This is a genomic window from Lysinibacillus sp. NPDC056185 (assembly GCF_047737915.1).
Taxonomy (GTDB): Bacteria; Bacillota; Bacilli; order Bacillales_A; family Planococcaceae; genus Lysinibacillus.
The window spans coordinates 155119-167321 of record NZ_JBLLLQ010000001.1 but is presented as its reverse complement, the minus strand read 5'-3'; the positions used below and the strand labels follow the sequence as shown (position 1 = coordinate 167321).

Genomic DNA, 12203 nt, shown 5'->3' with positions numbered 1-12203 from the left:
TGGATACGATGAAGAATATACAAAGGTACATGAAAAATATCAATTTAATCATTGGTCTACTAGTCATTGTCGGTTTTCTAATCATAATGATTATCAGCTTTTTTTATACACCACATGATGTAAACTCGATGAATATACCTCAAAAATTACAAAGCCCAAGTAGTGATTATCTTTTTGGTACGGATGAATTTGGTCGTGATATTTTTAGCCGTATGATGAAAGGAACACAAACGGCCTTTGCAGTCGGTCTACTAACGGTATCTATCGGAACAATTTTTGGTATTTTAATTGGTGGTATAGCGGGGTATGTAGGTGGCTGGATCGATGAAATCTTTATGCGCATGATGGATGCACTAATGGCTTTTCCAGGAATAATATTAGCTTTAATGCTCGTAGCGGTATTTGGACCAGGGATTGTTAATACAGCTATTGCATTAGGCATTATAGCCATACCGGCCATTGCCAGGATTACACGTAGTGGTTTCGTCCAACATCGTGACAATGAATATGTCTTAGCTGCAAAGTTAATCGGCGTAAAACCTTATAGCATTATGTTTCGCCATATATTACCCAATATTTCATCGCAGATTATCGTCGCCGCAACTGTAACTTTTGCGACTGCGATGCTTGCTGAAGCGGCACTGAGTTATTTAGGGCTTGGCGTGCAGCCACCAAACCCTAGCTGGGGACGAATGTTAAAAGATTCACAAGCTTATTTAGTTGGAGCTCCTTGGTACACTTATGCGCCAGGGGGAGCCATTACAGTACTTGTATTAGGTTTGTATATGCTTAGCAATGCATTACGCGATTTTATGGATCCGCGTTCAAAAGCGTAAAATATCAGGTGCTGTTTTTTTCAATAATTCAAAGGTCTTCACCGCTATTTCTATATTGAGACGATGTGGGGCCTGTAAAAAATCAGCACCTAAAATATTTTCTAGTCGTTCAATTCGTTTATAGAGTGTTTGGCGGACAATGAATAATTGTTCAGCAGTATCATTTTTGGCACCATTGCATGCTAAATAAACACAGAGCGTTTGATAAAGGTCGTTACCATTCTTTTGATCAATCAATAGTATTTCTTGTAAATAATCTTTTACGTATTGCAAAAGGACAGCATGATCCTGATGTAATAACAATCTGTAAACACCTAAATCCTTGTAGTAAATAGAAGAAGTAAGTTCATTGTGTTGCATTTGAATGGTTGTTTTTGCCTCTTTATAGCCTTGTTGTACGCTATTTATGGGTTGATAAACATTGCTTATGCCAAAGGTAAGGGTTATTTGCTCGAAAAGCTGTGGTGTTTTTCGAACAATAATCTGCTGTATAGCTTGGTTGAAAGAGTCACGATTTTCCTCCATATTATCTGCTGCAATGTAAAATGCAAGGATAATAATTTCATGCTGTCGTACAGAAACGGTAGGGAAAAAGCCAAGTTTTTTTAGGATGGAACGAACAAACATAACATTTTGTAGCTGTATTTCTTGCCAATCTTCCTCTGAAAAGGTATTGGCATAATCAAGCATATTAAACACGACTACGCGATAAAATAGGTTGCGACTTTCCAGTGGCAAATAACTTTGATAATACTGAAGATCAATAGGTTCTCCTTGTATTAAGGCGAGGATAAATTCATCCTCACGACTTTGCTGCCGCTCCTGTAGCATTCGATTACGCATCAAAATTTGGGCAATCGACATCGTTGCACGTTCAAGATTTAACAATGTATAATCACTTGGCTTCGGCAGTGCAGAATGCATACATAAATAGCCCCATACTTGTCCTAGTCCATTGACTGGAATGATAACGAAATGATCTTTGTCAATGGATAGTCGTTGGATGGGTTCTTGTAATTCTAGTTGCTGACAATGCTCCTCCATAACTTGTAAATACTTTTTGGCTTCTATTGGATAATAGAAGCTTTTTGTATCTTCGGAGACAAATAAAAATAATGCATCGGTATCTTGATGAAGCACCTGTAAAATTTTTAATATACCATTTGGCATTAACGACAATTCCATAAAAGTCTTTGATATTGCATCTAGCTGTGTTAATGCTTGTTGGTGATGATTAATAATGTACGTATGTAGATCCTGCGTAATATCGATAAATCTTACAACCTCTTCAAAAATGATGATAGGAAAATCATGAGTATTAGCCATTGTAACCAGTTCTACAGGGACATAGTCAAAATAATCACCAATTTCAATACAAAGACCTGCAGCACCGTTACGGATAAGATTTTGTAAATAAGCAATTTGTGTTTCACGCTCTAACTGTAAACCTACACCAGTTGTTAAAATGAGCTCACCACCATTTATTAAAGTATCAAAATCTTTTATTTCTAAAATATGTGTCCATAGTACTTGTCGATTTAGGCCTTGTTGTCCTGCGATTAGCTTGGCAGATTCAAAATGCTTTCGCTTTAATACATCACGTACAAGTAGAGGATGTTTCGACATAATAAGCACCTACCCTTCGAATGTATAATAATTATGTTTGATTAATCAGAAAATTTCAACATTAATAGAATAAAAGAGTTAAGTCGGTGAATAAGGGATCTCGGGGATAGGGGGCGGACGGATGTATGGCGTGAAGCGATCATACTACACTTAAAGGCACTGAACGTAGGGGGAGGGAGCTCACTTCGACATTATTTATGATCGCTGTATATAAAAAGGGATTCTGATGCAAAGAAAGGCGTTTCCAAATGCTCAGAAGCGTATGGAATCACCTTTAATAATTTCGTGTATGACCTTTCTTTACATACTCCCAATCAGTTTCAATATTTTGACGAATACGAATTAATAAGTCGTGAATACTGTCAATTTCATTAGAAGAAAAACCATCTAATGCTCTAGCATTCGAATAGTCACCTTCTCGCTTTAACAATGGATAAATCTTGAGACTTTTCTCTGTCGGGAAAAGCTGTTTGTTTTTCTTATTGCCAATTTCATTACGCTTTTCTATAAAACCTTTTGTCTCCAACTTTTGAATCGCTCGGGAGGCGGTTGTGCGATCTACCTTCAATAGTTCAGCTACCTTTTCCTGAATAATACCAGGGTTTTCACAGATGCGGGTGACATACAAATATTGTCCCTTTGTTAAATCAAGTTCTTTAAACTCAATATTACTAATGGAATCAAGTGCCCTTGCAATCGCACCAATATCTCGCAAAATTTCCTTCATTGATTGCCTCCGAAAAAATTATTGTATTTGCAATAAAAAATGCTCTATACTATATATTATCATCCATGCAAGGAAATTTCACTTCTTATCTACAGGTGGAGGTTCTGCAAAGAGGTTCTAGTTGCGGAGTGGACGGCTTTAGCGGCGCAATAGACGGATTTACCGGCGGAAAAAGCGGCTTTAGCGGCGAAACAAGCAGATTTAGCGGCGAAGTAGACGGTTCTATCGCCGGAAAACAAAGTCTACCAACGGAGAGCACGCTCCGAAAAACAAGGAGGAATATTAAAATGAACACGAAAAAAATTACAGATGAACAAGATTTACAAACAGCATTTGCTATTCGCCAAAAAGTTTTTATAGAGGAACAAGAGGTTCCAGAGGAAGAAGAATTTGATGAATTCGATACACTAGATGCAGCATGTGATCATACTCTTGTGTACTATAACGAACAACCTGTTGGCACAGGCAGACTGCGAGTTGTTGATGGCTATGGCAAACTAGAGCGTATATGTATATTAATAGAATTCCGCAAATTTGGTTTAGGAAAAGTGATTATCCAAAGTTTAGAGGACATAGCACTTGAAAAAGGTTTAACAAAATATAAATTAAACGCACAATCCTATGCAGAAGGCTTTTATGAAAAATTAGGCTATAAGCGTGAAGGTGAAGAATTTATGGATTGTGGCATCCCACATATTTTAATGAAAAAACAATTTAATAGGGTGTAGTGGTATTTATTTTTCATTTTAAAAAATAGCAAACTAGGTTTAATGTTAGTTTGCTATTTTATTTTAATGCAATAGCGCTTTTATTTTTCCCCATAATGGCTTAATTTTTTCTTTATTCGGCACATTTTCAAAAATCCAATCTGATTCATTGTTGAAGGCGTTCACTAATTTCTTTACTGCCATCTCATGAGTTACAAGGCTCATACAATTCATGATATCTACTATTTCATGTAATGGGTCAGTGGGTAATGAATTAGACAACGTTTTAAGTCCAAGTAAAGCCCGCTCAGGACAATACTTATGCAGTAGTACTTTTGCGAAGTGTTCTAAACTATTCCGCAGTAAATGAACACTCCAAATCTCATTTCCACGTTGAGCACTCCAATAATATTGATACAAATACCAGACAGTATCATCTACAGCATCTTGAAATTCGAGTGGAGTTAATGACAAAGTAGTATTCTTTTGTTTTGCTGTAAGGATCCCATTTGGATCAAATAAAATTTTAATCGCATCGTTTTCACTTATTTCAGAGGAAGTTACTGTAAATAAATCGATATGAATCATATCTTCATATATGACTAATAGCTGAGGAGCAATAATATAGATATCATCTACAAAAATTGTTTTCTTATAAGCTTCAATATGTTGATTGCGGTTGGGCAAAAAAGCTTCGACGTTTTCTTCATTCACAACGCAATAAATATCGATATCTGAAAATTCATCATGCTCTTCTCTAGCCATCGATCCTCTTAAAAATACAGCTTCAATATATTGATCATCCTTTAGACTTTCAAGTAAAACCTCAACAACATGATCTAATTTCAAGTGTATCCTCTCCTTTTAATAAAACAGGCTACCCAAGTTATTTTTGAGTAGCCTTATTTTGCTAGATTTCCTTAACAATAGTGCCTGAGAAGCTATCGTGGGGAAGAAGTTGTCCATTTTGTTGTTCGAATGCTTTTGGATTTTTCAAGTAATCGAATGTGCTAATTGAGTCACGGTAAGCCATTCGTTTTATAATTTGGGAGGAAGTCACCCTAGTCCCATTTTTATTTTCGAGAACTAGTCCCATTTTTTTGTAGCCAACTGTTTGCCCTTTTTTACGTAATTGTGCTAATTCAAGTGACCACATAACGACTGTCGGTGTAACGATGGCATGAATCGCCTCGTTTTTCACCTTTTTTCGGAGGATATACTCCACGCCAGCTGTGACAGCCGACGAAATAGCAATATCGATTAGAAATGCTTTTGTTCGTTTTTTTGAAATAGAGTTCACCAGATCTCCTCCTCGTAATAAGTTGCGAAATATTTAAAAAAGCATATTATCTTTAAATGGCAATTCACGCTTAGCAAGGTAAGATGCAATGGCACCATGTTTTTCGGTCGAAGCTCCTGCATATCGATTTGCGAAAGTAAGAAGGGGAATAGCCTGCTCCTTACAAAATTCGACTAGATTGATCACTGTAATCTGTTTGCTCAGGAGAATAGCTAACAATGCACCAATAAAGGCATCGCCCGCTCCAGTGGTATCAATCGCATGAACTTTGTCAGCTGGCACCTTTACATGAAGCTTTTTAGTATAAAGACTTGCACCTTCTGCGCCACGAGTAATTATGATTACTTGTACTTTCCCTTGAAATAATGAATGGACTGCTGTTTCCTCATCCTCAATCGCTGTTAAAAATAAAAGCTCCTCCTCGGACAATTTAACGATATGGGCCTTTGGTAAAAAATCCAAAATGGTTTGACGACATGCCTTCTCATCATTCCACAGTGGCAAGCGAACATTGGGATCAAAAGATACAAGACTACCTGCCTGATGAGCCTGTTCAATCAATGACACATGTGCATGTTTCATAGGGCTTTCCACTAAATTAACTGAACAAAAATGAATAATATCTTTATCTGTTAATAGATTAGGTGGGAGTTGCTCTTTGTTGTAAAGTAAATCTGCTGCGTGTCGACGATAAAATAAGAAATCTCGGCCTCCATCACTTGTCAGGGAAACAAAAGCTAGACTCGTTTCACCCTTATCTGTTTGAACAATATAGTTCGTATCGACATCGGCTTTTTTTAACGTTTCTACGAGAAAATCTCCAAAAGCATCCTGACCTACCTGTGTAATGAGGGCAGCTTGTTGCCCGAGTTTTGCACAAACAGCTGCAACATTGGCAGGAGCCCCACCAGCATTTTTAGTAAATTGCTCAACTGTAGCAAGGGAAGCATTTTGTTCAGTAGGTGTAAAATCAATTAATAATTCACCAATTGCATAAAGTTTACTCACGGAATAATCTCCTTTAAATAAAATGTTGCTGTCGCTTTTCTTTCGCACAGAAAAATTGCCACATGACGTGGGCTTTCCATCACTAAGCGCTTTGCATCCGTCGCTCTGTTGGATCTTTCCGTCACAAAGCGCTTTACATCCGTCGCTCTGCCAGTCCGTTCCGTCACCTTCATTTCAATCCGTCGCTCTGCTGGATCTTTCCGTCACAAAGCGCTTTGTATCTGTCGTTCTGCCAGTCCGTTCCGTCGCCTTCATTTCAATCCGTCGCTTTTCTCGACCTTTCCGTCACCTTGCCCTTGGCGTTCTTAGACTGAGTTCCTCTATTCCAGTCTGTGTGAGAATATATACACTGAAAAGGGTGCACACCCACATTCATCTCTTCACCTTTAAAGGTGGGAGTCTTCTGTAGCTGACGCGTCGCTTTTGCCACAAAAAACATCCGCTGAATGAAGATAAATAAGGATTAAGTCTGAGGCACACGCTTTTTCTTCGGTACGTAAATTGTGTAAAAAATGCCACCAAAAATTAATACAATACCAACTGTTTGCATGAAGCTTGGCATAAAATCAAGCAACAGCATATCAAGCAATATAGCAACTACTGGGTCAACAAATACTAATACTGAAACTAGAATAGTAGAGAGGCTACGAATACTATCAAAAAATAAATAATAAACAAATCCTGTATGAATAAAGCCTGTTCCTAAAATATATAGCCAGTTTGATGTCGTTAAGCCATCAAATAACGAAAAATTAACAAATGGCAATAGTATGATAATTCCGACTGCAGTTTGGATATATGTTAAGGCATAAGAACTAAGCTTTGTGATTGTTTTACTTGTGAGCATCGTAAACGCGTAAAACAATGCAGACAGTAATGCCCAAATAAAACCTGATTTCATAAATTCAGAGAGTGTCATAAAATTATTTAAACCAATAATGAGCATACTGCCGATAAAGCAAGTAACTGTTGCTAGCAATGCTTGAATAGTCATCTTTTCTTTTAAAAACAATGCGCCAAATATTAATACGAATATTGGTGCTAAATTATAGATAGAAATGGCAATGGAAATGGACATTTCTTCAAAGGCTTTAAATAAAAATACCCAGTTTAAGACAATAAAGACACCGCATAGAAGCGTGCGTAATATTTCCTTTTTATCCCATATTTCCGTTTTGTGACCACCTGTGATCAGCCACATTCCTCCTAGAAAGAGGGTAGCACAAATACATCTAACAAATACTAGCTCGGTAGCAGGTACGCCAGTATGAACGGTAAAAAATCCAATAGAGCCAAAAAGGGCCATTGAAACAGTTAGTTTGATAATCGCTGAAATGTTCATCCAAAACCTTCTTTCTATAAAATTATTATAATTTTTGTCGCTTGTGAAAATAGGGGAAACTTAACGTTATTTCGCCCCGTTCTCAAAGTTATTCGCTCAGATAGAGTAAGGAACTGCTCGGCTAAGAGAAGAAATCGTTCAGGTAAAGGCTGGAACTGCTCGGCTAAGAAAAGAATCCGCTCAGGTAGAGTAAGGAACTGCTCGGCAAAGAGAAGAAATCGCTCAGGTAAAGGCATGAACCGCTCGACTAAGGGAAGAATTCGCACAGGTATAGTCTCGAACTACTCAGCTTGGAGAAGAATCCACCTAAGCATAGTCTAGAACCGTTCGGCTGATGAGAAGAATTCGTTCAGGTATAGTCTGAACCCGCTGAGTTAACAGTAGAATCTACTCAGATAGAAGACGCCCCAGCACCTTTACAAATCTATCAATCCTTAAGGTTCAAAATAAGGAAAGAAAGCCGACAGTTGACATACGCTGTCGGCTCTTCATTAATAGTTCTACAATTATTCTCGGATTTGTCCGTTACCGTGAATGTAATACTTTGTTGATGTTAATGCTGGTAAGCCCATTGGTCCCCGAGCGTGTAATTTTTGCGTACTAATGCCGATTTCTGCACCGTAGCCAAATTCAAAGCCGTCTGTGAAGCGAGTGGAGGCATTGTGATAAACAGCTGCAGCATCCACGCTATTTAAGAACGTATCTGCTACTAACTGATCCTCAGTCATGATGGCTTCAGAGTGGTTCGTGCCATATTTATTAATGTGTTCGATTGCTTCATAAACGTTTTCCACAATTTTAACGCTGATCTTTAAATCTAAATATTCAGTTGCATAGTCTTCAGCTGTTGCTAGTTGAGCGAATTCAAGAGCTTGACAAACGGTTTCATCACCAATAATTGTCACACCGGCTTGATGCATAGCACCTAGTAGCTGTTTGCCGTGCTCCTTAAACCAATCAGGATGAATAAGTAAGCTTTCGGCTGCATTACAAACCGATGGGCGTTGCGTTTTCGCATTGATACAAATTTTTTCTGTTTTTATGTAATCGGCCGTATGGTCCACATAAATATGACAGTTGCCAGCACCTGTCTCTAGTACTGGTACAGTGGCTTCATTTACTACTAAATCAATAAGTGCTTTTCCGCCACGAGGAATTAATACATCTAAGTATTCTTTTAAATGGAATAATTCTTTGACAGTTTCACGATTCGTATCTTCGATTAATTGTACAGCGTCTACAGGGATAGACGTTTTGCTAAGTGCACGATGAATACTTGCCACAAGTGCTACATTAGAAAATTTGGCAGAAGAGCTACCACGTAAAATGACTGCATTACCTGTTTTCAATGATAATGTTGCCGCATCCACTGTAACATTAGGTCGCGCCTCGTAAATCATCCCGATAACGCCAATTGGCACTAGACGCTTTTCAATCAATAGTCCATTATCTTTTTCTATTCGCTCTAAAAGACTACCTACTGGATCATTTAATTCAACAAGTAACTGAATAGCACTAGACATAGCTTCCACTCGTTCTTTGTTTAGCATGATGCGATCAAGTGTAGAAGCGGACATTCCTTGTTTTTCGCCATGAGCTAAATCCTTTGCATTTTCAGCAATAATAGTATCTTGGTCGATGATTAATTGCTCAGCAATTTTTGTGAGAGCCTCATTTTTTTCACAAGTTGTTTTAATATTTAAAATATAGCTGGCGGCTTTTGCTAGCTTTCCTTTTTGTTGAACTTCACTTGTCATTTGAATTCCTCCTTAATTTGTTTGAATTTTTAGCCATTTATCTCGGTGAATGGCCTCAATAGGATAGTTCGCTAACTCATCTGTACGTTTTCCCATCGCATGTGCTAACTCTAGGGAAGAATATAAGACCTCACCACGACCAAGCAGTCCATTGTCACTGTAGACCTCGACAACGTCTCCATTTGCGAAGTCACCTTCGACACGGTATACACCAGCGGGTAACAAGCTTTTCCCATTTGCCAATAGTGCATGCTCAGCACCGCTATCTATAAAAATTTTACCAGATACTTCCGTGAGTGCAATCCACTGTTTATTATTTGTTAAAACAGCAAGCGCATCATGCTCAACATACGTACCATCACCACGGCCTTCTAGTATGTCTACAAGCTTTTTAGCACCGTGGCCAGTTCCGATAAAAACTTTGACGCCTGCATTTAAAGCTGCTCGAGCTGCAAGTAATTTAGATTCCATACCACCTGTACCGACCTTCGAGCCTGCACCATCTGCAAAACCTAGCATTTCATCAGATACCTCTGTTAATCGATCAATGCGTTTGGCCTCTGGGTTTTTATTTGGATTGGCGTTATACAAGCCATTGATATCTGTTAAGATAATGAGCTGATCGGCATGAACGAGACCACTTACAAGAGCCGATAACATGTCGTTATCTCCAAAGGTTAATTCGCTAACAGATACCGTATCGTTTTCGTTAACGATTGGCAGTATAGAGCGCTCTATTAATTCTTCAAAAGTGGCATAGGCATTTTTATAGCGCTCCTTTTTTGAAAAATCAGTACGTGTTAATAAAATTTGAGCAGGTACAATATCATAAATACTAAATAAAGCATTGTAGGTTTGAATAAGTAAACTTTGCCCAACTGCCGCTGCAGCTTGCTTACCTTTTACTGTAACGGGTCGGGAAGGGTACCCTAGCTGTTTAAAGCCTGCTGCAACTGCACCTGATGAAACAAGCAATACTTCATGACCGTCTTTTTTTAATTCAGCTATCGCTTGAACATGGTCCATTAACCGTATTTTATCAATTTCACCTTTTGCATTTGTTAAGGAGCTACTCCCAATTTTGACGACGATTCTTTTTCTTTCCATTGCAATACCTCCAATTCGCCATTACATTTGCATTATGATTTAAACTTTAGCAGCTGCTATGATTCGCTAAAAATTAAAAATAAAAAGCCTTTTCATCCTAATAAATTAGGACGAAAAGGCCTGCTTTCCGTGGTACCACCTACATTGAACGTCATTGACATTCCACTTTACCTCATAACGCTTGAGACTGCGCCTAGTTTAGCTAGGACGTTTTACGAAGTAGGTTCTTTAGTCTTTCTTGTACAATGCCTTACAGCCAATGGGCATCGCTCTCTGATCAAGCAGTTTCTAGGTACTAGTCTTCGCCGCTGTTATTTTAATAATTGAATATCTTTTTGAATGATGTCTCATTCCTCAAAAAGTAATTGAATAAAGAATGCACTACTTTAGCAAGTCTGTCAAGCTGATTAGGAATGTTAATAAAAAGTTTCGAATAAATTAGTAGGTATACTGAACAATCGAGGGTACGTTGAGAGGGAAACACAACTTTTTTAATTGTACCACCAGATTGCGACTAATAGTGGGAGCATCGCTATAACAATTACGAAAAAGCTCCATAATATTTGTTTTCCTGAAGACATATTTTTTGGTTTTATACTCATTTGTTCATATAGTTCGTTGATGGCACGTTGTTCTTTAGCATAAAGCATGGTTTGAAATTCATTGTAATCTTGAATATAGCTTGAGGGAGGGCGAGGGCTAAAACGTAAACTTCGAATATCATCAGTAATCTCTTTTTCACCCATAAAATAAGTAATAACTGGTGCTAACCCTGAATTTTGTGCAGCTTGTACTTCGATATCATGTGTTTTCATTTTATAATAGACATTTCCTTGCTCGTCTTCATATTGCTTTACAATATCACTTACTGCCATCGACAAACACCTCTTTCTCCAAAACAATACGACTTTTACGTTATGATAATATTTATTATAATGTATTAAAGGAGAAAAGTGTTGCTTAAACGAGCATAATCGCTTAGAGATTTTTTGTAAAAATTTAGAAAAAGCAAATCACCATGTAGTATAATAGAAATAAAATCATATTATAATGGTTCTTTTCTAAAAGTAATTGTTCATTACCGAAAGTTGGGTGTGACATTTTGTAAAAACGTATGTTATGTTGATGAGCCTATTAAAAGTATGGAAAGAAGGGGTAGTATTGACGTTTTCAATGTTATTGGCGTTTTTAGGAGCAGCAATTATTTTAACATTAATGCCAGGACCAGATAATTTATTTGTTCTTGCGCAAAGCATTACACAGGATAAAAAGGCAGGTATAGCGACATCACTTGGTCTCTGTACAGGCTTGCTCGTTCATATAGGAGCGGCTGTTCTAGGAATCTCAGCTATTATTTATCAATCAACAGTTATTTTTTCAATTGTTAAGTTTGCAGGAGCAGCGTATTTATTGTATTTAGCTTGGCAATCGTTTCGCGCGAAAGGTGATCCATTCACGCTGGAACAGCAAAATGAACAAGCCTATATGACGTTATATCGAAAAGGTATTTTAATGAATATATTAAATCCAAAAGTTTCTTTATTTTTCTTAGCACTATTGCCACAGTTTGTAAATCCTTCTAATGGCCATGTAGGTTTACAGATGTTAATTTTGGGTATTGTATTTTTAGTACAAGCGCTTATACTATTTTCATTATTTAGCATTTTTGCCGGTAAAGTTAGAAAAGTAATTATTGGTAAGCCTGCAATTGCTAAACGATTAAATATGATTCAAGGCATACTTTTCACTTTTATTGGGATACAAATAGCGCTGAGTAAACAGTAAAATGGGGG

Annotated in this window: 12 protein-coding genes; 3 read left to right on the top strand and 9 right to left on the bottom strand. The window is 37.6% G+C overall.

The window, feature by feature from the left end; genetic code table 11:
- The first annotated feature begins 8 nt into the window (after positions 1-8).
- On the top strand, positions 9-836 hold the full coding sequence (locus tag ACMZ42_RS00820; protein WP_370077449.1) for an ABC transporter permease: 828 nt from the start codon (positions 9-11) through the stop codon (positions 834-836).
- Here ACMZ42_RS00820 and ACMZ42_RS00815 read toward each other — a convergent pair.
- Positions 825-2462 carry a PucR family transcriptional regulator gene (locus ACMZ42_RS00815; RefSeq protein WP_415730235.1) on the bottom strand — a complete coding sequence of 546 codons (1638 nt, stop codon included), beginning with the start codon at positions 2460-2462 and terminating at the stop codon, positions 825-827. The genes ACMZ42_RS00820 and ACMZ42_RS00815 overlap by 12 nt on opposite strands.
- Positions 2463-2736: 274 nt before the next feature.
- A complete protein-coding gene (locus ACMZ42_RS00810) occupies positions 2737-3189 on the bottom strand; it encodes a MarR family winged helix-turn-helix transcriptional regulator (protein WP_370077452.1) in 453 nt (150 codons plus the stop codon).
- A gap of 287 nt (positions 3190-3476) precedes the next feature.
- Here ACMZ42_RS00810 and ACMZ42_RS00805 point away from each other — a divergent pair, with 287 nt between their 5' ends.
- Complete coding sequence (locus ACMZ42_RS00805) at positions 3477-3917, top strand: GNAT family N-acetyltransferase (RefSeq protein WP_370077454.1); 441 nt, start codon at positions 3477-3479, stop codon at positions 3915-3917.
- 63 nt (positions 3918-3980) lie between these two features.
- Here ACMZ42_RS00805 and ACMZ42_RS00800 read toward each other — a convergent pair whose 3' ends face one another.
- The 7 genes from ACMZ42_RS00800 to ACMZ42_RS00770 form a co-directional block, all read right to left on the bottom strand.
- Positions 3981-4745 carry an aminoglycoside 6-adenylyltransferase gene (locus ACMZ42_RS00800; RefSeq protein WP_402869036.1) on the bottom strand — a complete coding sequence of 255 codons (765 nt, stop codon included), beginning with the start codon at positions 4743-4745 and terminating at the stop codon, positions 3981-3983.
- Between the two features lie 61 nt (positions 4746-4806).
- On the bottom strand, positions 4807-5196 hold the full coding sequence (locus ACMZ42_RS00795; protein WP_415730234.1) for an RDD family protein: 390 nt from the start codon (positions 5194-5196) through the stop codon (positions 4807-4809).
- A 33-nt stretch (positions 5197-5229) separates the two neighbouring features.
- A complete protein-coding gene (locus ACMZ42_RS00790; protein ID WP_415730233.1) occupies positions 5230-6204 on the bottom strand; it encodes a carbohydrate kinase family protein in 975 nt (324 codons plus the stop codon).
- Between the two features lie 463 nt (positions 6205-6667).
- Positions 6668-7546, bottom strand: a complete 879-nt coding sequence (locus ACMZ42_RS00785) for a DMT family transporter (RefSeq protein WP_415730232.1) — start codon at positions 7544-7546, stop codon at positions 6668-6670.
- A gap of 506 nt (positions 7547-8052) precedes the next feature.
- Positions 8053-9303, bottom strand: a complete 1251-nt coding sequence (locus ACMZ42_RS00780; RefSeq protein ID WP_415730231.1) for a glutamate-5-semialdehyde dehydrogenase — start codon at positions 9301-9303, stop codon at positions 8053-8055.
- Positions 9304-9315: 12 nt separating this feature from the next.
- Positions 9316-10410 carry a glutamate 5-kinase gene (gene proB / locus ACMZ42_RS00775; protein ID WP_415730230.1) on the bottom strand — a complete coding sequence of 365 codons (1095 nt, stop codon included), beginning with the start codon at positions 10408-10410 and terminating at the stop codon, positions 9316-9318.
- A 491-nt stretch (positions 10411-10901) separates the two neighbouring features.
- Entirely contained in the window at positions 10902-11285 is a 384-nt protein-coding gene (locus tag ACMZ42_RS00770) for a sodium:proton antiporter (protein ID WP_415730229.1), read from the bottom strand.
- A gap of 286 nt (positions 11286-11571) precedes the next feature.
- Here ACMZ42_RS00770 and ACMZ42_RS00765 point away from each other — a divergent pair, with 286 nt between their 5' ends.
- Positions 11572-12195, top strand: a complete 624-nt coding sequence (locus ACMZ42_RS00765) for a LysE family translocator (protein ID WP_370077473.1) — start codon at positions 11572-11574, stop codon at positions 12193-12195.
- Positions 12196-12203 lie beyond the last annotated feature (8 nt).